The organism is Shewanella indica (assembly GCF_033842865.1).
Lineage (GTDB): Bacteria > Pseudomonadota > Gammaproteobacteria > Enterobacterales > Shewanellaceae > Shewanella > Shewanella indica.
Map to the genome: position 1 here is coordinate 1215434 of NZ_JAWXXR010000001.1, position 23120 is coordinate 1238553.

The following is a 23120-nucleotide window of genomic DNA, read 5'->3' on the forward strand; positions in this document are numbered from 1 at the left end:
TAAAGCCAAATTTCCCCGCGCCCAAACATCAAAGCCAGCGACTGGCACTGGCTTTGGTTGAAGTTTTACAGGTTTGGAAAAAACTTAAGCAGACCCCCTCATAGCTTCAATCAGATGCCGTGAACGCCAATTGCGTTGCAAGCGACGCACTACAAAAGAGAACGCCACGAGGACTTTTTCGCACCTTCCCTAGATTTCCTCAGTCACTATCTTGGGCGTTACGAAGATCAGCAGCTCCTGGCGCTCATTCTTGTCCGAAGTATTGCGGAACAGGAAGCCAACCAGGGGAATATCCCCCAAAACAGGCACCTTGCTGACCCGACTGATCAAGTTCTGCTGATAGATCCCCCCCAGCACTATGGTTTCACCATTGTCCACCAGCACTTGGGTACCTATGCGCTGGGTATCGATGGAAACAGCTTCTCCCAGCGGCGTCTGTACTATCTTACCTTGAGAATCCTGAGTGATTTCCAAATCCAGTATCACACGGTTATCCGGGGTAATTTGTGGTGTTACCCGCAGTGACAATACCGCTTTCTTGAACTGTACTGTAGCCGCGCCACTGGAAGCCGATTCCACATAAGGGATCTCGACACCCTGCTCAATATAAGCGGCTTTCTGATTTGAGGTGGTAATTCTGGGGCTGGCGATAATTTCACCCTTGTTTTCCTGCTCCAGCGCACTCAATTCCAAATCCAAGACAGTACCGTCGGCCAGTTTGGCAACATGGAAAGCTATGCTGGCAGCATTGCTAGGAGCCGCCGGCAGGTTCACATTGAGACGGTCGCCTATGGATGGAATGGTGCCGTTGGTAATGTCCTGAGCGCCTTCCAGACTACCCGAGGTGCCTTTATTGCCCTGTTGATCTGTGATCCCCCAACGGATACCCAAATCCTCAGCAACATCATCCTTAACCGTAACCATTCGGCTTTCAATCAACACCTGACGAATAGGCACGTCCAGCACTTCTATCAGCTTGTGCACGTTTTCCAGAATATCGGCCGTGTCTTTAACCAGCAGAGTATTGGTTCTTTCGTCCACGGCAACTGTGCCGCGTTTGGACAATAGGCTTGATCCTTCTCCCCTTAACAAGCTGGCAATCTCGGTGGCCTTGGCATAGTTCACCTGCAAATATTCCGAGTAAAGTGGCGCCAACTCTTCAGAGACTTTTTTCTTGTTCTTGAGCTGGTTTTCTTCACGTATGGCAAGCTCCTCAGCCGGCGCAACCATCAGAATATTACCTTCGATTCGCTTATCCAACCCCTTGGTCTGCAGGATAAGATCCAGCGCCTGATCCCAAGGTACGTCATCCAATCTCAGGGTGATACTACCTTCGACTGTATCACTGGTCACCAGGTTGAAGTCGTTGTAATCGGCAATGATCTGCAGCACGGTTCTGACTGAAATATTCTGGAAGTTGAGTGATAGGGTCTTGCCCGAGTATTTCTTCTCCGTCTCCATCTGAACTGCACGCTCAACCTCGGTCATCGCCAAGGTGAACATATTACCGTCTTGTTTGTAGTTGTATTCGTAGTCGCCCTTGATATCGATCAGAATTCGACTGGTCAGCTCTTCTTTGAAGGTCTCAAAGCTCTTCACCGGGGTGGCAAAGTCTTGCACATCCATAACATAAAGCATGTCAGATGGAATATCTGTGTTGTACAACTTCAGCTCCAGCCTGGAACCGACCTGCTCAACATTGGCGGCAACCGATGAATTACGCAGCTCAACCAGCAATTCACCACCCTTATCCCCCAAGCGGCGGAAGTCGATATTTTTTATGCTATTAACAAACGGGCTGCTGGCCTTGCTCTGGGGATCCATGACTTCATCATTGACAGTCAAACGATAGACGTTCCCCACGGCCTTACCTTGATAAGGTTTCACTTTTTTCAGTGCCAAAACCAGTTGCAACTTATCGCCATCCTGCATGCTGGACAGCTGCTCGACCCCGGCAGTGTTAATAGGGATCTGTGCTTTTTCCAGCGCAGAAATACTGTCGCTAAAGTTCAATTGGATACTGGCGGGATCGGCATTCAAATTGATTTCCGGCTCAGATATCGGCCTGTCAAACACCAACTCCAATTCCAGTTGGTGATCCACAATGGCATGGTACTTAACATCTACCAGCTTGTTGGCAGCATCAGCATAGGGACTTAGCCCCAGGATGAGCAAGCTGCCCAGGATATACTGCATCCATTTGGCTGCATTTTTTGGGGTGATATTCGCGGCAGAAGATTCCATTATTCCCTCATCCTTCGCTTGTTATTCTCCGGTCAATTCCAGGCTGCTGTTGCGCTCTGTCCAGCAGCCGGAACCGTCCGGTACTAATTCAATGATATCGATATACTGTGCTGATACTTTGGCTATCCGGCCATGATAAAGTCCCAAATACTCACCGACGCCCATGCGATAGACATTGCCATCAGTCGTCTCCACCAAGGCCCAAACCACCTTGTCTTCGCTCAGGGTGCCGCGCATCTTGAGATTATCCAGGGCATAGGTTTCTAGACGGCCCTTGCGACGCTTGAGATCCGGTTGCAGGCAGTCTTTGGTGGTGTCTATCACCTCTTCCGTCAGTTCTCGGGAAGGTGGTACAAAGGGGCTACGCATCATATCGGCCTGATAATCAAAGTGCTCAAACTGAGGCGGCTCTTTCAGCGGCGGGATTGGAGCAACCGGCTGGGCCTTGGTGCTGGTAACAAAGTCCTCAAGATCCGCTCTGTCACCAATACAACCACTCAGCAATAGCACCGCAGCGGTCAGGGTAATGAGTCGTTTCATTTACCTTTCCCCTTAGCCTTCTCCGGCGGTAATTCCGTTCCTTCTTTAAATCTGTAGGTCTTGGCAAGGATCTCCATCGCCAAGATGCCTGATGGGTCACGCTTAATCACAAAATCATGCAGACTGACAATCCGTGGCAACTTGGCAACCCCGCCGACCATGTGACCCAGTTGGTGATAATCGCCGGTCACGGCCATACGTATCGGAAATTCAATGTAGAAGTCCCGCTGGATCTCTGCGTCCCAATCCAGACTCTGAATCTTCAACCCGGCATCTGTAGCCACATAGGTCAAGTCATCAAGCAAACCCGGCATTTCGTTTTCAGATGGCAGCATCTTCAGCAATTCGGCAAATTGCGCTTCCATCTGCACCAACTGCTCTCGATATAATTTCAGGTTAGCGGCCAAAAGATACTTTTGCTTGAAATCATCACGCAGTTGTTGCTCTTTAACTTGCTCGGACTGATAGATATCTATGGCATCTGAAACAAACAAATAATAGCCACCAACGAACACCAGAATTGCCAGCAAGCCGGCAAACACAGCCTTGACCTGAGTCGGCCAAGCGCCGATATTCTCCATGTCCAGGTCATTGAACTGGCTCAAATCGAAACTCATTTGCCCGCTCCTTTCGCCATCTGTGCCGTCCCCTCAAGCCGATTTGCTCCCTTGATACTGACCTTGAGACTGAAGCGTTGCAGCTCTCTGAGTTCTTCCTGCTGAGAAACTATCGACTGCATACTCGGGTCCTGAAGCCACTCTGATGCTTTAATTTTTCGCATCATGTTGGCGACATTGTTATTGGACTCACTACGCCCCTCGATCCAGATGAGGCTGCCTTTCTTTTCTATGCTGGAAAGATAGATGCCTGGCGGAATAACCCGTACCAGCTCATCCAATACATGGGTAGGCAAATTACGCGCCTGTTGCAGGTTAAGAATAATCTCGGTGCGACGTTCAATATCCTTTTTGCGCTGTTTGATCTTGGTAATCTCAGCTATCTGTTTGTCTAACAAGCTAATTTCTGATTGAAGATAAGCATTTCGCTGCCGCTGATCTTCTGTCATCAAACCGATAAAGTTCAGTGCCATGTAAACCAACAACGCGGCGCCAATAAAAACAGCAGCCAAAATCCCTATATAGTCACGTTTCTGTTTTTCCCTGGCTTCTTCGCGCCATGGTAATAAATTTATGTTCGCCATTGACCATAACTCCTCAGCGCCAGGCCGCAGGCCACCATGTATTTACTGATATGGGGTTGCAGGGCATTTTTTACTGAATCGTCTGCATGCAAACTTCCCTGAAAGGGGTCGGCAATTATTGTATGAACACCTAATTCATTGGTCAGAAGATTAGCCATACCTTCTAATTTGGAGGTACCGCCACAAAGCACCAAATGATCGACTTTATCTTTACCACTGGAAGTGCAATATATTTGCAGCGTGCGTTTTATTTGTTGCAATAATTGCGTTTGGAATGGCGATAACACCTCAAACATATAATTGCGAGGTAGATCACCTTCTATCTTGGCCTTTTCCGCCTGCTCATAAGACATGCCGTAAAAAGACAATATAGATTGAGTGAAGAGTTCACCACCAAACGCCTGTTCGCGGATAAAGGCCGTCTCCCCTTTTTCCACTACCGCGAAGGTAGTCATATTGGCACCAATATCAACTAAAGCGACCACCTGTTCAGCAGCGCCGTCCGGCAGCTGTCCCAAGACCAATTCAAGGGAACGGCCTAAAGCATAACCTTCTACATCAACGACTTTGGGCTCAAGGTCAACACTGTCCAGCGCATCGATTCTGGCATCGATATTTTCGGTTCGGCAAGCACTGAGCAAAACATCAACTTTACTGGGATCTGTCTTGTTAACGCTCAGTGTTTCAAAATCAATACTGACTTCATCAAGTGAATAGGGAATAAGGTTATCCGCTTCAATCTCAATCTGTGCCTCCATTTCCACCTCACTCAGAGAGGCATCCATGTAGATGACTTTAGTCATTACGGCTGATCCGGATACAGCGACAGAAGCAAATTTAGTTGCTTTGGGCAATTGCCTCTTGAGCTGTTTCATTGCTTCAATAACGGCTTCAGGATCCCGAATATCATGATCATTGATGGCTCCTTTTTTAACAGGAGCTGCGGCGTAAGCCTGGATTTTATAACCATCGCCTGTCTTGCCCAGCAGGATTGCCTTGACCTCGTGAGAACCGATGTCAATACCCACCATTTGCGGAGCCTGACGCTTCCATAGATTCGAAAGCATAGTCCTTTGTCACTTTGTTATTGTTAGGTTTTAGAGTAGCACATTTTCAAATTGTTACGCCTCTTTGTATAAAATGTTTGAGTACATTACAACGGCTAATTTTTTGACGCTGCCTTTTTGCTTCACCCTGCACAAAACGCCTTATATACTATTGTGCCCGCAGCAAGTTTTGGAATAATCTAGTGAAGTGGTTAAAACGTATACTCATAGCTCTATTCAGCCTGGCCCTTTTGGGGGTTGCAGCTATCGTTGGAGCCTACTTCTACGTCCTGCCCGAACTCCCGGATGTCGCCACACTCAAGACAGTGCAACTGCAAACACCACTGAGGGTTTATTCCAGTGATGGCAAGCTGATCTCACAATTCGGTGAAAAGCGCAGGATCCCGTTGGAATTGGCCGATGTGCCCAAACCATTACTGCAAGCCTTTCTGGCAACCGAAGATTCACGTTTTTATGAGCACAAAGGCGTCGACCCCATAGGGGTAGCTCGGGCCGCACTGGTTATGTTGGCCACCGGCGAAAAAAAGCAGGGCGCCAGTACCATTACCATGCAGGTGGCCAGGAACTTCTTCCTGACCCGAGACAAGACAATTATTCGTAAAGTCAAAGAGATATTTATCTCTATCCACATAGAGCAGCTGCTGACCAAAGATGAAATTCTGGAGCTCTATGTCAACCGTATCTATCTTGGACAGCGGGCCTACGGGGTTGGCGCCGCGGCTCAAGTATATTATGGCAAGGAAGTCAAAGACTTGACGCTTGCTGAAATGGCAGTTATCGCCGGCTTGCCGAAAGCGCCCTCAACACTCAACCCTATCACCTCCCCCAGCCGAGCTTTGACTCGTCGTAATCTGGTGCTCAACCGTATGCTGGAGGTCGGCTACATCACCCAGAGTGAATACAACGAGGCCAGCGCCCAACCTATTACCGCCAAATACCATGGTGCCGAAATCGATCTCTATGCCCCCTATATTTCAGAGATGGCCAGGGATTATATGGTACAAAAATACGGTGAAGAGGAAGCCTATACCGGAGGATACGATGTCTACACCAGCATAGACTCCTCACTGCAGTTAAAAGCCCAAAAGGCACTGCGCAACAATGTCTACGCCTATGATGAACGCCATGGCTATCGAGGCCCGGAAGCGGTTCTCTGGACAGACAAGCAACCTGATGAGAGCGAGTTGATTGCCACCCTGAAGAAAACCATGCCCATTCAAGAGCTCAGGCCTGCTGCCGTATTGAAGGTAGAAGAACAACAAGCTGAAGTACTGCTCGCTTCAGGAGAAAAGCTCACTCTGCCTTGGGATGGCCTCAAATGGGCCCGCAAATTTATCAGTGACAAACGCCAAAGCGCACCACCGAAGAAAGCCGAACAATTCCTGAAAGTGGGCGAACAGATTTGGGTACGTCACAACGGCGATATCTGGCAACTGGCTCAGGTGCCTCAGGTTGCCAGCGCCATAGTCTCGATAGATCCTAAAGATGGTGCAATTCAGGCACTGGTCGGTGGTTACAGCTTCAGTCAGAGCCAGTACAACCGGGTGACTCAGGCCAAGCGTCAGTTGGGCTCCAACATAAAACCTTTCCTATATGCCGCAGCGCTGGAGAAAGGCTATACCCTGGCGACACTGATCAACAACGCGCCTATCAACAAACCGGATCTCAGCCAAGGTACGGCTTGGCGTCCCAAGAACTCACCCGACGTATACGGCGGCCCCACCAGGCTGCGTCTGGGGCTGGCACAGTCTATCAACGTGATGTCGGTAAGAACCCTACGCTATGTTGGGCTGGATGCCGCCATCGACAAGCTGGTACAGTTTGGTTTCGATGCCAAAGAGCTCAACCACAACGAATCTCTGGCGCTGGGTTCGCCATCAGCCACACCTTTGCAGGTGGTCACAGCCTTCTCAACCTTCGCCAACGGGGGTTATCTGGTTGAACCATACTTCATCAAACGGATCCTGAATGCCCAAGGCGAAATCCTTGAACAGGCTCATCCGGCTCTGGCTTGTGACGCGCCGCTTAAGGCTGAAGAGGATATGACGGATAACGCCATAACCGATTTGACTATGCAAGAGCCGCTGCAGCCCCTGGTTCAGGAAGATCCTTTCAGCTGTGACAGCCCTAGCGCCCGTCACGCCAAGCAGGTGATCAGCGAGCAGACCGCATTCCTGATCACCGATGCCCTCAAGAGTGTTATCTGGGGTGGCGGTAACTGGAGCAAGGGCACTGGCTGGAACGGTACCGCCTGGCGCGCCGCCAGAGTGGTCAAACGCCATGACATAGCCGGTAAAACGGGAACAACCAACGAATCGCGGGACACCTGGTTCAGTGGCTACAATCCAACGCTTGCCACCACTGTCTGGGTCGGCTTCGATGACCATGGCCGTGAGCTGGGACGTACCGCCTGGAATGCCAGCGGCGCCAAAGATCAGATTTCAGGGGCCGAATCCGGTGCCAAGACCGCGGGCCCAGGCTGGAACGAGTTTATGCGCGATGCCCTGGAAGGAACGCCGGAAGAACCCAGCATTCCACCGGCTGGAATCGTTTCGGTGCGTATTGATTTAGACAGCGGCAAGCTGTCGCGTAAGACAGACTACACCAGCGACTTCGAGTACTTTATTCAGGGTACAGAACCCAAGGAATACGCCACCGGCGCCGAAGATGACAGTGACATCTTTATCGAAACACCGCCGGAAGAGCTGTTCCAGTAACTGTCTGTTTAACACCGCCTGTTAAACATTAAAAAACGCGCCGATTGGCGCGTTTTTGTTTGGCTCGAATCCGAGGGGTAGCTTCTATTTGGCCTGCTTGGCTGTCAGCGCAGCCTTGACCTGTTCCACCGCGGTACCACCGAGGATATTGCGTTTCGCCAGGCAAGAATCGATACTCAGATGCGGATAAACATCCTCCGCTATGATGTCGGCATAGCCTTGCAAGACTTCAAGTGGCAAGGCTTCCAGTGGCTTACCCTCGGCAATAGCATGCAACACCACTTCACCCACAACGTGATGCGCCTGTCTAAAGGGCATACCTTTGCCCACCAGATAGTCCGCCAGCTCAGTGGCATTGGCGTATCCCTGTTGAGCTGCGGCCAACGCATTGTCACGGTTAACCTTGACACCTTCGAGCACCAGAGCCGCCATTTTCAAACACAGGCTCCAGCTGTCCATCACATCGAACAAGCCTTCCTTGTCTTCCTGCATATCCTTGTTGTAGGCGAGTGGCAGCGCCTTCATGGTGGTGAGGATCCCCATCAAGCTGCCGTATACCCTGCCCGCTTTACCGCGGATAAGCTCAAGCGCATCGGGGTTCTTCTTCTGCGGCATCAAGGAAGAACCTGAGGTGACATTGTCGGCCAGTTCGATGAAGTTGGCTTCGCCGGAATTGAAGAAGATCATATCTTCGGCCATACGACTTAAGTGCATCATGCTGATAGAGGCATCGCTGCAGAGTTCGATCACATGGTCACGATCAGACACGCTGTCCAGGCTGTTGAGGGTGGCAGAGGCAAAGCCCAGGCTGGCCGCCAGCGCCTGACGGTCGATGGCATAAGCTGTACCCGCCAAGGCGCCACAACCCAGAGGGCAGGTGTTGAGGCGATTCAGTGCATCCTGCAAACGGCTGATATCCCGCTCAAACATTTCCACATAAGCCAAAGCCCAATGACCAAAGGTCACAGGTTGCGCCCGCTGCAGATGGGTATATCCCGGCATCACCGCATCCAACTCGCGCTCGGCCAATGCCAGCAGCCCTTGTTTGACTTCGAGCAACAGACTCAGCAGGTGTGCGCCTTCCTGTTTGCACCACAGCTTGAGATCGGTCGCCACCTGATCATTGCGCGAACGGCCGGTGTGCAGCTTCTTACCCAAGTCACCCACCTTGGCGATCAACTGTGACTCCACAAAACTGTGAATATCTTCGGCGCCGGAAGCGATGATCTGCTCCGGCGTATCTTTAACTTCTGCAAGCAACTCAGCCAGCGCCTGAGTCAGGGCCTGGCATTCTTCCTGGGTTAACACGCCGGCCTGGGTTATCGCCTCGGCCCAGGCGACTGAGCCCTGGATATCCTGCTCCAGTAAACGGAAATCCACCGGCAGGGAATCGTTGAAGAGTTTGAAAAGTTCGCTGCTTTGGCCGCTGAATCTGCCACCCCATAAAGCCATGATAAGGTCCTCTTTCTCGGGCATAAAAACTAAGGGGCGCCAATGCGCCCCTGATATACTGACGCTTACTTGCTGTTGAGCGCGCGAATACGGCTCGCCAATGAGTAGAGGCGGATAAAGCCTTCGGCGTGTTTCTGATCGTAAACCGTGTCTTCACCGAAGGTGGCAAACGCCTCGGAATACAGGCTGTTGGGAGAACGTTTCTTCACGGCTACCGCCTGGCCCTTGAAGAGCTTGATCACCACTTCACCGTTGATGTCCTGGGCCAGAGCCTCGGATGCCGCTAACAGCGAGTTGCACAGAGGCGTAAACCAACGGCCATCATAGACCAGATGTGCCATCTGAGCGGCGACCTGTTCCCGCCAGTTACGGCTGGTCTTGTCGAGCACCAACTCCTCTATCGCTCTCAGAGCAACAAACATGACAGTGCCGCCCGGTGTCTCATAACAGCCACGGGACTTCATCCCCACCAGCCGATTTTCAGTGATATCGATACGGCCAACACCGTGGGCGGCAGCAATCTGGTTCAGCTTCATCAGCGCCGCATAGGGGCTCAGGGCCTCACCGTTGACTTCGGTCACCCGGCAGTTTTCCACTTTCAGGCTGACATACTCAGGCTCATCTGGCGCATCCAGCGGATCGACTGTCATGGTCCACACCTCTTTGCTGGGCTCATTCCAGGGATCTTCCAGCTCCCCACCTTCGTGGGAGATATGCCAGGCGTTGGCATCGCGGCTATAGATCTTGGTGGCCGAAGCCGAGGTCTTGATGTTGCGCTCGGCCAGGTAAGCCAGCAGATCTTCACGGCTCTCCATGGTCCACTCACGCCAAGGAGCAATCACTTTCAGATCCGGCGCCAATGCGGCAAAACAGCCTTCGAAACGCACCTGATCGTTACCCTTGCCGGTACAACCGTGACACAGGGCGTCGGCGCCGACCTTGCGGGCCACTTCCACCTGAGCCTTGGCGATAATGGGTCTGGCCATGGAGGTACCCAGCAGATAGGTTCCCTCATAAATGGCACCGGTCGCTATGGTGGGATAGATGTAGTCTTTAACAAACTCTTCTTTCAAATCAACAATATGACACTCACTGGCGCCGGAGGCCAACGCCTTTTCTGTCAAACCTTCAAGTTCGGCTTCCCCTTGTCCAACATCGGCACAAAAGGCGACGATCTCACAGTTGTTATAGTTCTCTTTCAGCCAGGGAATAATGGCCGAGGTATCCAGGCCGCCGGAGTAGGCCAGGACAACTTTTTTTACATCTGTGTTTTTCTGTGCAATAGACATCTTAATTTTCCTAGATTCAACTGGCCCTTGGCCATCAGCTCAAAAGTGTTACCAGAACGGCATTCTGCGCGTGCATGCGGTTTTCTGCCTGTTGCAGGATCAGAGAACCTTTGCCATCCATCACCTCATCTGTCACTTCTACCCCTCTGTGAGCGGGCAAACAATGCATAAAATACTTCACCTTATACTGATCCATCAGCGGCTGATTGATCTGATAAGGATTAAATTTCGCTTCAATATCAGAAAGTTCTGTTTGGTCGCCCATGGAAATCCAAGTATCAGTGTAGACGGCATCCTGACCTTCCAGGGCGGCGATGTCCGAAGTCAGTACCAGGCTGCCACCATTCTCGGCCGCCAGTTGCTGTACTTCATTAACAATCAGACCATCGGGGAAATGCCCTTCGGGGCAGATAACCGTCATGCTGGCACCCAAAATGGCAGCGCCTATCATCAGCGAGTGGGTCACGTTGTTGCCATCGCCCACATAGGCCAATTTCACCTTGCTCAAGTCACCGAGCTGCTCTGACAGGGTCAGAAAATCCGCCAGTGCCTGACAAGGGTGGTACAAGTCCGACAGCGCATTGATCACAGGCACAGTGCCAAACTCGGCCAGCCCTTCTATGGTCTTGTGGCTGAAAGTCCGTGCCACTATGGCGTCGGCCCAGCAGGAAAGGTTACCGGCGAAATCGGCAACAGATTCGCGCTTGCCCAAAGCACCATTTTGTTGATCCAGATAAAGACAGTGGCCACCCAGCTTGTGGATACCGATATCGAAACTGACCCTGGTACGCAGGGAAGGTTTTTCAAACAGCATCACTACGCTCTTGCCCGCAAGCGCGTGTCGGTAGTCTGCCGGATTGGCCTTGATCTTCTTGGCCAGATCCAACAACGCCAGCAACTGGGATTGGGTAAGTTCTTTAATGGTCAACAGGTGCTTCATACTGCCTTCTCCTATGGTTTTATTTGCGTACCCACGGCTTCGCCCTGAGCCAATGCAGCCAGTTGCGCCGCATCTCTCCAGGAAGCAACCTGTACCGGCTGCCCCATGAGTTCTGCGACTTCCAACGCCGCCTCTACTTTGACTTTCATGCCTTTCTCTATCACGCCCAGTTTCACCAGGTCGTCGATTTCGCTGCGATTAAGACTGGCGATCAACTGCCCCTTACCGTCCAATACTCCGGAAACATCGGAGAGCAATACCAGCTTGCCCTGCACCAGCTTGGCCAGCACTGTGGCGGCCTGATCGGCATTGACGTTAAGCAGTTGCCCTTCGCTGGAGACTGCAATGGAGCTGACAATGGGCATCCACCCCTGAGACAGAACGAAATTGATATAGCTGCCGTCTTTGGGGGAAACTTCACCCACCAGCCCCAAGCGTTCATCTTTAATTACCGCATCGACCAAGTTGGCATCCGCCAGACTCATGCCAACGCTGGCGACACCGGCCTTGATGGCCGCCGCCTGCAGTATCTTGTTGGACATACCGGCCAGAGCGCCGGCGATGATCGGCATCTGCTCCGGCGGGGTGACCCGCAAGCCGTCGAGCTTCACCGTATCCATGCCATTGGCCTTGAGCTGTTCATCCACCAGATAACCGCCACCATGAACCAGAACCACCTTCTGTCCCTGGGCCAGCATTTTCGCCGCAGTATCCATCAGCCTGGCCATTCCCATCTCACACTGCATCAGTGCGCCGCCAACTTTCAGAACCAACACCTTGTCTTTCGTGCTCATAGTGACAACTCTCTCTAACCGTCCCGGGAATAATTAGTATTTAAAGTGAATCTTTATGCATTGAAGCGCCTGACTGGCAGCGCCTTTCATCAGGTTGTCTATGGCACTGGCCACCACCAGATAATGGTTCTGTTCATCAAACTTCCATCCCAGATGACAATTGCCCGTATGTACCACGTCATCCACCTTAGGGAATTGGTTCTGCTTTACGCTGACTATGCTCGAGCCATGGTAGATGCTGTAAGCCTCGGCAACGTCCTCTGCCTTGGTACCCGGCTTGAGCTGCAGCGTAATAGTGGCGAGAATGCCGCGTTTGAAGTTGCCAAGGTGCGGAGTAAAAATCACTTCCTGCCCCAGTTGGCTGGCGATTTCGGGCTGATGCCTGTGACCAAGCACACCGTAGGGCGTTAAACTCACTTCACAGAAACTGGTATGCAGCTGCGCCTTGCGTCCGGCTCCGGTCACACCGCTAACGGCATTGATAACGGGGAAGGCATCAGTCATCAGTGACTTGAGCGGCTTAAGTGCCAACAGGGATGCAGTGGGATAACAACCGGGAACCGCAATCATCTTGCTGTTGGCAATCGCCTCGGCATTCCACTCGGCCAGACCATAAACCGCCTGTGCCAATACTTCGGCTTGGTTATGCTCAAAGCCATACCACTTGGGATAATTGGCCGCGTCGCTGAAACGATAAGCACCGCTCAAATCAAATACCGCCAGCCCCTGGGCATAAAACCAGGCCGCCAATTCCAGGCTTACCGAATGTTCGGTCGCCAGCGCCACGGCGTCGGCCTGCGCCACTATCTGCTGTTTGGCCTCTGGCGTTAACGGCTGCAACACTGCAGAGATATGTTGATAAATAGGATAAAGCTCGGCCAGGCTTTTGCCCTTATCCAGACTATTTTCAGAGACATACAACCCTTGAATGCTTAACTCTGGCTCGGCTTGGATCAGGGCGGTTAACTGGGCACCTGTATATCCACTGGCCCCTATAATGGCGATATTTTTCATGGTTTCTAATTCTTCAAGCTAATCAAAAAAGGAAGGGCACAACGAAAGCCCGTGGCTCAACGCCTAATGACAAGTTTATCGTCGCAGGGAGTTATTGCAGTTTTGGGTCTGAATCAAGCTCAAGGTCGAACTCAACATACTTAGTCTCACTGAATTTAGTCACCATGAAAGATGACACTGGCTTTAGCTGTTTGCTAGACTAACACAGCAATTTATTTATGCAATATATATGAATAGTTATTTTTAATGTTTTGCAGGATAGTCATGAAAAAACTGCCGGAACTCACAGAAAGCTTCAGTGCGCTTATCGCCTCGCCCTCCATCAGTGCCCTGGAGCCCGAGCAAGATCAATCCAATGCTGCCGTTATCGACTTGCTGGCCAACTGGTTTAGCGATTTGGGGTTGGAGTGCCGCCGCCAGCCGGTGCCCGGCAGTCGCAACAAACATAACCTGCTGGCCAACCTGGGCTCTGGCCAAGGTGGCCTACTGCTGGCCGGGCACACAGACACAGTGCCGTTCGATGAAGGCCGTTGGCAGCATGATCCCTTTCGGCTAACCGAAAAAGATAATCTTTGGTATGGCTTGGGAACTTGTGACATGAAAGGTTTCTTTGCCTTGATATTGGAGGCCTTGAAACAACTGCCGCTGACACAAATGAAGCGGCCTCTTTATATTCTCGCCAGTGCCGATGAAGAAACCACAATGAATGGGGCCAAGGCCTTTGCCGCCAACGCTGCAATCAAGCCTGAATTTGCCATCATAGGCGAACCCACCAGCCTGCGGCCGGTTTATATGCATAAGGGGCACATGGCTCAAGGCATTCGGGTAACGGGCCGCAGCGGCCACTCGTCGGATCCGGCCAAGGGACTCAATGCCATAGAAGTGATGCATCTGATCATAGGCCGACTACTTAAACTCAAGCAGCATTTGAGTGAACACTATCGCGAAAACGCCTTCAGTGTGCCTTACCCAACCATGAACTTTGGCCATGTCCACGGCGGCGATGCCGCCAACCGTATCTGTGGCTGCTGTGATCTGCATCTGGATATCCGCCCACTTCCCGGGTTGGCTTTGACCGATCTGCAACTCATGCTGCAGCAGTATTTACAGCCGGTCTGCGAGCAATTCCCGGGGGCGATTTCCATCAGCGAACTCTATCCCGGCTCAGAGCCGTTTGCCGATGATAGAGACTCTCCCTGGAGCCAACTGGTCGCCAGCCTGACGGGGCTGGCACCGCAAGTGGTGAACTATGCCACCGAGGCGCCTTATATTCGGCAACTGGGGTGCCACACTCTGGTATTGGGACCCGGCAGCATAGAGCAGGCTCATCAACCCGATGAATATTTGGATACGGCGCAGATCAAACCCACGATAAATTTGCTGAAACAGCTTATTTATCATGCCTGTATAAAATAATGATCCAGCCCACAGCCGCTGGAAACAACGCGAGGCAAATACCTCAGCGTATTGACCACAGGGCACAGTGCTGGTTATTGTGCTCTACTCAAGTCCGCCCGAAACGACGACTCTTTCTCACTATTCTTTGGAGCAATCAACACGATGGCAGATATGTATGCATCCTTAAGATCCAACGTCAGTATGCTTGGGCAGATCCTCGGCGACACCATGCGATCCGATCTGGGGGAGCCATTTCTCGATAAGGTGGAGCAGATCCGCCAACTGGCCAAGAGTTCCCGTCAGGGTGACGAAAGCGCCCGCCAGCAGATGTTGGAACTGCTGACGGCCTTGCCCGATGACGAACTGGTGCCGGTCACCAAAGCCTTTAACCAATTTCTCAACCTGGCGAATATCGCCGAGCAGTTTCATACCATCAGCCGCAACTGTGATGAGCTGGTGTGTGTACCGGATCCCGTGGAGCAACTGCTCGGACGCATGCTCAACGGCCCCATAGATCAGAAGCAAATGCTATCCTGTCTCAGGGAGATGAACATAGATCTGGTACTGACGGCACACCCGACCGAGATATCCCGCCGCACTCTGATCCAGAAGTACTCATCTGTGGTCGATTGTCTGACGGCACTGGAAAACGATCAGCTCAGCGAACGCGAGTTTAAACAGATCAATCTGCGACTGCGGCAGCTAATTGCCCAGATTTGGCATACCAATGAGATCCGCCGCGAACGTCCGACGCCGGTGGATGAAGCCCGCTGGGGTTTGGCGACTATCGAAACCTCACTGTGGCAGGCGATTCCCGACTTTTTACGCCAGCTCAACGACCAGGTAGAAGAGCGCACCGGCAGCCAACTACCGATTGATATCGCTCCGGTGCGATTCTCCAGCTGGATGGGGGGCGACCGTGACGGCAACCCCTTTGTTACCGCCAAGGTCACTCAGGAAGTATTGGATCGTAATCGCCATGCCGCCGCCAGACTCTATCTCAAAGATATCGTCTCTCTGGTTGGCGAATTGTCCATGGAAGAAGCCAACGAGGAGCTGAGCCAGTATACCAACGGCAGCTGCGAACCTTATCGTGACGTGCTCAGAGATCTGCGCCAAAAGCTGCGCAACACCATAGACTATCTCAATGCCCGCCTCGAAGGTCATCAGCCCGAGGTCGACAACCATAGCATCATCTGGCATCAGGACGATCTGAAAAAACCACTGCTGATGCTGTATCAAAGCTTGTGTGATTGCGGCATGAGCCTGATAGCCAACGGCTTGCTGCTGGATATGCTGCGCCGCTTGGCCTGCTTCGGCATTCATATGCTGAGGTTGGATATCCGCCAAGATGCAGAGCGCCACGCCAATGCCATTGCCGAGCTTACCCGCTACCTGGGCATGGGTGACTTCAACCATTGGGATGAGACAGAAAAGCAGGCCTTCCTGCTCAGAGAACTGGCCAATCGTAGACCCTTGATCCCGGTAAACTGGCAGCCATCAGACGAGGTGGCCGAGGTACTGGCAACCTGCCGCTTGATAGCCACTCAGCCTCAACAAGCGCTGGGCTCCTATGTGATATCCATGGCCAGCCAACCATCCGACGTGTTGGCGGTACTCTTGCTGCTCAAGGAAACCGGCTGCCGCTATCCCATGCGGGTAGTGCCGCTGTTTGAGACCCTGGACGACCTCAATAATGCAGCCGATTGCATCTCAGCCCTGCTCGATATCGATTGGTATCTGGGTTACACCAAAGGCATGCAGGAAGTGATGATTGGTTATTCGGATTCGGCCAAGGATGCCGGAGTCATGGCCGCGGCCTGGGCACAATACCGGGCGCAGGAACAACTGGTTGCTGTGTGTAAGAAGGCCGGCGTCAAACTGACTCTGTTCCACGGCCGTGGCGGTACTATCGGTCGTGGCGGCGGCCCTGCTCACCAGGCGATTCTGTCACAGCCTCCGGGCTCAGTTGACGGACGGATCCGGGTGACAGAGCAGGGAGAGATGATCCGCTTCAAATTCGGCCTCCCCAAGTTGGCGGTGCAGTCACTGGCGCTTTACACCTCGGCGGTGATGGAGGCCACTTTGCTTCCGCCTCCCGAGCCCAAACAGGAGTGGCGGCAATGCATGCAGCGACTGGCCGATGAATCTGTACTGGCCTACCGCAGCATAGTCAGGGAAGAAGCTGACTTTGTTGCCTATTTCAGAGCCGCAACGCCTGAAGTAGAGCTGGGTAAACTGCCACTCGGCAGCCGACCGGCCAAACGCCGGGTGGATGGCGGTATCGAAAGCCTGCGCGCCATTCCCTGGATATTCGCCTGGTCACAGAACCGTTTGATGCTGCCGGCCTGGCTCGGTGCCGGTGAGGCTCTTGAAGCCGCGGCCAAGCGAGGAGAACTCTCTTTGCTACAGGAGATGGAACGCCAGTGGCCCTTCTTCAACACCCGTATCTCCATGCTGGAAATGGTGTATGCCAAGGCAGAACCCAACCTCGCCCGCTATTACGACACCTGCCTGGTGCCTAAAGAACTGCGTCACTTGGGTGAGGCCCTCAGGGAGAGACTACAACAGGGGATCCAGGCAGTACTCGAACTGACCCGCTCTGACAGCCTGATGTCGCATACTCCTTGGAACCGGGAGTCGGTGCGGCTTCGCAACCCCTATATCGACCCGCTCAACTTCCTGCAGGCCGAGCTGTTGGCCCGAAGTCGCAAGGAACAGGAAACCTCGGAACAATTGCAACTGGCGCTGATGCTGACCATAGCCGGTGTCGCGGCGGGCATGAGGAATACAGGGTGAGGCTGCACCTAATACTGTCTCTGTGGTTGATGCTGATGTTGGGCGGCTGTGTCAGCCAATACAGCATCAGCGAAGGACAGCTGGAATCCTATCTGAATAAAGAGCTGCAACTGGATATGCAAGACACCCAGGGGCCACTGGCAACAGAGATCCAGTTGAATAGGGTAACTGTCAAATTGGGGCACAAGCCGGATACCATGGCGGTGAAAGCCACCTCTGAGCTGATACTCAGAACGCCGCTGTTTCCCTTGCGTGCCAGCCTGACAACAGAGTTTGAGGCCAAGCCTTGGTATGACAACCAAACCCATGGCGTCTATCTTCGTGGTCTGGAATTGACCTCTGTCGAGTCCAATCCCAAGGATATTCAGCGGGCTTTACAGGGTATTGCCCCGCAGTTGATGGGCTTTATCCGCAACTTCCTCGAAAGTCAGCCGGTTTATGTTCTGGACACCCAGGACAGCAACCAAGCGAGACTGGCCGATATGACCAAGAGCCTTCAGGTTAAACCAGGCAAGCTGGTACTGGAGTTTAAATAATCGATATTCAGCGCACAAAAAATACGCAGCCTTGGCTGCGTATTTTTATTTAACCTATTACTGGTTTAACCTATTGCTGCCTTTGACTATTTGGCAAATCGACCAATAGATGAGTAGTCAACAATAACCGCCTCGCCCAACAACTCGCGGCGCAGCATGTCATAGGCTACTGCGCTGCTGAGACTGCGAACCAGTTCTCGAGAACGTCTTGGCAGCTGAATCATCTGGCTGTAACAACCGCCTTTGGTCGCCAAGGCTATAGCGACAGTACCGACAGGCTTCTCCTCCGTGCCGCCGTCAGGACCGGCAATACCACTGGTAGCCAGAGCATAGTCGCTATCCAGTATCGCCCTGGCCCCCATCGCCATCTCCTCAACGGTGGCAATCGACACAGCGCCATGGTCATCCAGTGTTGAAGGTTGAACCCCAAGAATCCGCACCTTGCTTTCATTGCTGTAGGTCACCAACCCCTGATGCAAATAGGAAGAACTGCCAGGGAAAGCCACCAATTGGCTGGTCAACATACCTCCGGTACAGGATTCGGCCAGACTAAGACTTAGACCTGAATTCAACAACCTGTGATGGATCTCTTCCGCCAGTGTCGCGCGATTTTCGGCAACAACCGCAGTGCCCAAAACCTGTCGCACATGATTGGTGACTCGGGGCAACAGAGCAATGGCCTTATCACCGCGGGCAAACAACTTGATCTCTATATGTGGCATAGAGGAGCGATAACCTATGGTGATCCCTGCTGGCAACTCCAATGCTTCCAGCTTATCGGCCAGCGTCGATTCGCCATGGCCCAGGGTCAACAGCTTGTTCAATGCGACTTTTGCATCCAGGCCGAACTCCTGTTTGATAAAGGGCAGAAACTGCTCCTCAACCATATGTTTCAGCTCAAATGGCACCCCGGGAGTGAAATAGAGCCAGGCACGATTGAGTTTGACTCTAAAGCCACAGGCCGTGCCAACCGGATTATCCACCATGACGGCAGACTCAGGCAGCAAAGCCTGTTTCAGATTACTCGCCGGCATCTCTCTGTTGTTACGGCTGAACCAGGCCTCCATCTTGGCACGCCATTCGGCTTTCTCAACCAGAGGCTCACCCTTGGCTTTAGCCATGGCTTCAGCCGAGAGATCATCGCTGGTTGGTCCCAAACCACCATTAACCAGAATGATATCGGCATGGAGACTACGCTCCTGAAACACAGCAATCAGATCTTCGAGTCTATCCCCCACTGTGACCCTGCGCTGCACCTCAACCCCATGCTCCATCATCACATTGGCAAACCAGGCGGCATTGGTATCTATTATCTGACCGGACAATACTTCCTCTCCGGTACAAATCATCTCTAACTTCATTCAAAGATCCCTTTGGCAAAAACTGCATATAAGTTAAGTAACAGCAGGATGAATAGCAAGCACAGCTTGATAGATGGCTGTAGCGCGAAGCAGCTTGGCTGCGAGCTGAGGGGCACACACTGCGCCAGCAGCTTTGGGCTGCATGTTAAGTCGTGCTCGCTGGAAGCGAGACAAACAAAAAAGCCCTAGCATTCAGCTAGGGCTTTTTTGTTTGTTAGGCGTCTGGCGATGGCCAGCTTCGAGCAAGCTCTGCGCGTTCGTTTGTCGCATCAAACTGAGTTTGATAAACACGACAACCTCACCCTACTCCACATGGGATTGTGCCTCACTGCGTTCGGACTCTTTATCTTCCCCATGTGAGAGTGGGCATATCAAAATGCTATTAAAACGAAAAATCCCCAACACAGAGTGCTGGGGATTTTTCATTTTATTGGGCGTCTGGCGATGACCTACTCTCACATGGGGAGACCCCACACTACCATCGGCGCGATTGCGTTTCACTTCTGAGTTCGGGATGGGATCAGGTGGGACCACAATGCTATTGTCACCAGACATATTCTTACTGGTTAATTCTCCGTCTGACGGTATTGCTCCAGCTTTATCAGCCAAACAATCACCTGCGTCATTAACCTTTGTTCTTCAATTCAGAAAGCTGTGCTCTTTTCAGAGCTTGAGTTCAAACTTCAATCAAGTATCTAACTTCTTCAAGTCCGTAAAACCCATCTGGGTTGTATGGTTAAGCCTCTCGAGTCATTAGTACAGGTTAGCTCAACGCCTCGCAACGCTTACACACCCTGCCTATCAACGTCCTGGTCTCGAACGGCTCTTCAGAGGTCTCTAGGACCTAGGGATGACTCATCTTGGGGCTCGCTTCCCGCTTAGATGCTTTCAGCGGTTATCGATTCCGAACGTAGCTACCGGGCAATGCCATTGGCATGACAACCCGAACACCAGCGGTTCGTCCACTCCGGTCCTCTCGTACTAGGAGCAGCTCCCCTCAATCATCCAACGCCCACGGCAGATAGGGACCGAACTGTCTCACGACGTTCTGAACCCAGCTCGCGTACCACTTTAAATGGCGAACAGCCATACCCTTGGGACCGACTTCAGCCCCAGGATGTGATGAGCCGACATCGAGGTGCCAAACACCGCCGTCGATATGAACTCTTGGGCGGTATCAGCCTGTTATCCCCGGAGTACCTTTTATCCGTTGAGCGATGGCCCTTCCATTCAGAACCACCGGATCACTATGACCTGCTTTCGCATCTGCTCGACGTGTCTGTCTCGCAGTTAAGCTGGCTTATGCCATTGCACTAACCGTACGATGTCCGACCGTACTTAGCCAACCTTCGTGCTCCTCCGTTACTCTTTGGGAGGAGACCGCCCCAGTCAAACTACCCACCAGGCACTGTCCCTAATCCCGATAAGGGACCAAGGTTAGAACATCAACACTACAAGGGTGGTATTTCAAGGTTGACTCCACAAGAACTGGCGTTCTCGCTTCTAAGTCTCCCACCTATCCTACACATGTAGGGTCAATGTTCAGTGCCAAGCTATAGTAAAGGTTCACGGGGTCTTTCCGTCTAGCCGCGGGTATACGGCATCTTCACCGCAATTTCAACTTCACTGAGTCTCGGCTGGAGACAGCGTGGCCATCATTACGCCATTCGTGCAGGTCGGAACTTACCCGACAAGGAATTTCGCTACCTTAGGACCGTTATAGTTACGGCCGCCGTTTACCGGGGCTTCGATCATGAGCTTCTCCGAAGATAACCCAATCAATTAACCTTCCGGCACCGGGCAGGCGTCACACCGTATACGTCATCTTGCGATTTTGCACAGTGCTGTGTTTTTGATAAACAGTTGCAGCCACCTGGTATCTGCGACTGCCAGCAGCTTACGACGCGAGGTCTTCACCGCCGGCAGCGTACCTTCTCCCGAAGTTACGGTACCATTTTGCCTAGTTCCTTCAGCCGAGTTCTCTCAAGCGCCTTGGTATTCTCTACCCGACCACCTGTGTCGGTTTGGGGTACGATTTCTACTAACCTGAAGCTTAGAAGATTTTCCTGGAAGCATGGCATCAACCACTTCATCCCCGTAGGGACTCGTCGTCAGCTCTCAGTGTATGTGTGCCCGGATTTGCCTAAGCACACCACCTACTACCTTAAACGCGGACAACCAACGCCGCGCTGGCCTAGCCTTCTCCGTCTCTCCATCGCAGTTAGCAGAAGTACGGGAATATTAACCCGTTTCCCATCGACTACGCCTTTCAGCCTCGCCTTAGGGGTCGACTCACCCTGCCCCGATTAACGTTGGACAGGAACCCTTGGTCTTTCGGCGAGGGGGTTTTTCACCCCCTTTATCGTTACTCATGTCAGCATTCGCACTTCTGATACCTCCAGCGTGGGTTACCCCTTCGCCTTCAACGGCTTACAGAACGCTCCTCTACCGCATCAGCGCATCCCTCATACGACTTAAACACCCTGTTTCATCTTTCGACTCAACGTGTTGGGTGCTTGGGCGTCATTCACAAAGTGAATCACGCCAGCAAATCGCATCAGGTGATGCGCTGATACCCGTAGCTTCGGTGAATTGCTTAGCCCCGTTACATCTTCCGCGCAGGCCGACTCGACTAGTGAGCTATTACGCTTTCTTTAAATGATGGCTGCTTCTAAGCCAACATCCTAGCTGTCTAAGCCTTCCCACATCGTTTCCCACTTAGCAATTACTTTGGGACCTTAGCTGACGGTCTGGGTTGTTTCCCTTTTGACGACGGACGTTAGCACCCGCCGTCTGTCTCCCGGATAGCACTCTTTGGTATTCGGAGTTTGCAAAGGGTTGGTAAGTCGGGATGACCCCCTAGCCTTAACAGTGCTCTACCCCCAAAGGTGTTCGTCCGAGGCGCTACCTAAATAGCTTTCGAGGAGAACCAGATATCTCCCGGTTTGATTGGCCTTTCACCCCCAGCCACAAGTCATCCGCTAATTTTTCAACATTAGTCGGTTCGGTCCTCCAGTTGATGTTACTCAACCTTCAACCTGCCCATGGCTAGATCACCGGGTTTCGGGTCTACACCTAGCAACTAAACGCGCAGTTAACACTCGGTTTCCCTACGGCTCCGCTATTCGCTTAACCTCGCTACTAAATGTAAGTCGCTGACCCATTATACAAAAGGTACGCAGTCACGGTCTCAAGAACCGCTTCCACTGCTTGTACGTATACGGTTTCAGGTTCTATTTCACTCCCCTCACAGGGGTTCTTTTCGCCTTTCCCTCACGGTACTGGTTCACTATCGGTCAGTCAGGAGTATTTAGCCTTGGAGGATGGTCCCCCCATATTCAGACAACATGTCACGTGTGCCGCCTTACTCGATTTCATCTCTGGTTAGTTTACATGTACGGGGCTATCACCCTGTGCCGCTGTGCTTTCCAACACATTCCACTAACACCCCAAAGACTTAAGGGCTAATCCCCGTTCGCTCGCCGCTACTTGGGGAATCTCGGTTGATTTCTTTTCCTGAGGGTACTTAGATGTTTCAGTTCCCCTCGTTCGCCTCAATACGCTATGTATTCACGTATTGATGACACCTTATGGTGCCGGGTTTCCCCATTCGGACATCGCTGGCTCAAATGCTTGTTACTAGCTCACCAACGCTTTTCGCAAGTTACTACGTCCTTCATCGCCTCTGACTGCCAAGGCATCCACCGTATACGCTTGGTCGCTTAACCATACAACCCGGATGAGTTTTCATCGGATTGTATTGCAACC

At 52.2% G+C, this 23120-nt stretch carries 15 protein-coding genes and 2 rRNA genes; 4 read left to right on the forward strand and 13 right to left on the reverse strand.

The genetic code is table 11. The features are described from left to right. Positions 1 to 189 precede the first annotated feature (189 nt). From SIL79_RS05585 to SIL79_RS05605, 5 genes are all read right to left on the reverse strand, one after another. Positions 190 to 2196 carry a type IV pilus secretin PilQ gene (locus SIL79_RS05585; RefSeq protein ID WP_405130430.1) on the reverse strand — a complete coding sequence of 669 codons (2007 nt, stop codon included), beginning with the start codon at positions 2194 to 2196 and terminating at the stop codon, positions 190 to 192. Between the two features lie 69 nt (positions 2197 to 2265). Beyond that, a complete protein-coding gene (locus tag SIL79_RS05590; protein ID WP_039035984.1) occupies positions 2266 to 2784 on the reverse strand; it encodes a pilus assembly protein PilP in 519 nt (172 codons plus the stop codon). Then, positions 2781 to 3401, reverse strand: a complete 621-nt coding sequence (pilO, locus tag SIL79_RS05595; protein ID WP_039035983.1) for a type IV pilus inner membrane component PilO — start codon at positions 3399 to 3401, stop codon at positions 2781 to 2783. Before pilO ends, SIL79_RS05590 begins: the two co-directional genes overlap by 4 nt. Continuing rightward, a complete protein-coding gene (locus SIL79_RS05600) occupies positions 3398 to 3985 on the reverse strand; it encodes a PilN domain-containing protein (RefSeq protein WP_039035982.1) in 588 nt (195 codons plus the stop codon). The genes pilO and SIL79_RS05600 overlap by 4 nt, the downstream gene beginning before the upstream one ends. After that, a complete protein-coding gene (locus SIL79_RS05605; RefSeq protein ID WP_039035981.1) occupies positions 3973 to 5052 on the reverse strand; it encodes a pilus assembly protein PilM in 1080 nt (359 codons plus the stop codon). The genes SIL79_RS05600 and SIL79_RS05605 overlap by 13 nt, the downstream gene beginning before the upstream one ends. Before the next feature lie 182 nt (positions 5053 to 5234). Here SIL79_RS05605 and SIL79_RS05610 point away from each other — a divergent pair, with 182 nt between their 5' ends. Further along, positions 5235 to 7769, forward strand: a complete 2535-nt coding sequence (locus SIL79_RS05610; RefSeq protein ID WP_319619058.1) for a penicillin-binding protein 1A — start codon at positions 5235 to 5237, stop codon at positions 7767 to 7769. Positions 7770 to 7853: 84 nt separating this feature from the next. On the opposite strand, the gene argH is transcribed toward SIL79_RS05610, so the two are convergent. From argH to argC, 5 genes are all read right to left on the reverse strand, one after another. Next, positions 7854 to 9221 (reverse strand): argininosuccinate lyase, encoded by a 1368-nt coding sequence (argH, locus tag SIL79_RS05615; protein WP_319619059.1) that lies wholly within the window; start codon positions 9219 to 9221, stop codon positions 7854 to 7856. Positions 9222 to 9286: 65 nt separating this feature from the next. After that, positions 9287 to 10510: an argininosuccinate synthase gene (locus SIL79_RS05620; protein WP_319619060.1), complete on the reverse strand. Its 1224-nt coding sequence runs from the start codon at positions 10508 to 10510 to the stop codon at positions 9287 to 9289. A gap of 34 nt (positions 10511 to 10544) precedes the next feature. Beyond that, positions 10545 to 11450: an ornithine carbamoyltransferase gene (locus SIL79_RS05625; RefSeq protein ID WP_039036118.1), complete on the reverse strand. Its 906-nt coding sequence runs from the start codon at positions 11448 to 11450 to the stop codon at positions 10545 to 10547. Between the two features lie 11 nt (positions 11451 to 11461). After that, the gene (gene argB / locus SIL79_RS05630) at positions 11462 to 12244 is read right to left on the reverse strand and encodes an acetylglutamate kinase (protein ID WP_025011587.1); all 783 of its coding nucleotides are present in this window, start codon (positions 12242 to 12244) and stop codon (positions 11462 to 11464) included. Between the two features lie 33 nt (positions 12245 to 12277). After that, positions 12278 to 13258, reverse strand: a complete 981-nt coding sequence (gene argC, locus SIL79_RS05635) for an N-acetyl-gamma-glutamyl-phosphate reductase (protein ID WP_039036117.1) — start codon at positions 13256 to 13258, stop codon at positions 12278 to 12280. A 264-nt stretch (positions 13259 to 13522) separates the two neighbouring features. Here argC and argE point away from each other — a divergent pair, with 264 nt between their 5' ends. The 3 genes from argE (at position 13523) to SIL79_RS05650 (ending at position 17991) form a co-directional block, all read left to right on the forward strand. Then, on the forward strand, positions 13523 to 14674 hold the full coding sequence (gene argE, locus SIL79_RS05640; RefSeq protein ID WP_319619061.1) for an acetylornithine deacetylase: 1152 nt from the start codon (positions 13523 to 13525) through the stop codon (positions 14672 to 14674). 144 nt (positions 14675 to 14818) lie between these two features. Beyond that, a complete protein-coding gene (ppc, locus tag SIL79_RS05645) occupies positions 14819 to 17455 on the forward strand; it encodes a phosphoenolpyruvate carboxylase (RefSeq protein WP_071475625.1) in 2637 nt (878 codons plus the stop codon). A 29-nt stretch (positions 17456 to 17484) separates the two neighbouring features. Beyond that, complete coding sequence (locus tag SIL79_RS05650; RefSeq protein WP_052248306.1) at positions 17485 to 17991, forward strand: DUF1439 domain-containing protein; 507 nt, start codon at positions 17485 to 17487, stop codon at positions 17989 to 17991. Between the two features lie 86 nt (positions 17992 to 18077). On the opposite strand, the gene SIL79_RS05655 is transcribed toward SIL79_RS05650, so the two are convergent. From SIL79_RS05655 to SIL79_RS05665, 3 genes are all read right to left on the reverse strand, one after another. Then, complete coding sequence (locus tag SIL79_RS05655) at positions 18078 to 19352, reverse strand: CinA family nicotinamide mononucleotide deamidase-related protein (protein ID WP_319619062.1); 1275 nt, start codon at positions 19350 to 19352, stop codon at positions 18078 to 18080. Positions 19353 to 19788: 436 nt separating this feature from the next. Then, a 5S ribosomal RNA gene (rrf, locus tag SIL79_RS05660) occupies positions 19789 to 19904 on the reverse strand. Between the two features lie 180 nt (positions 19905 to 20084). Further along, positions 20085 to 23080, reverse strand: a 23S ribosomal RNA gene (locus SIL79_RS05665). Positions 23081 to 23120: the final 40 nt, after the last annotated feature.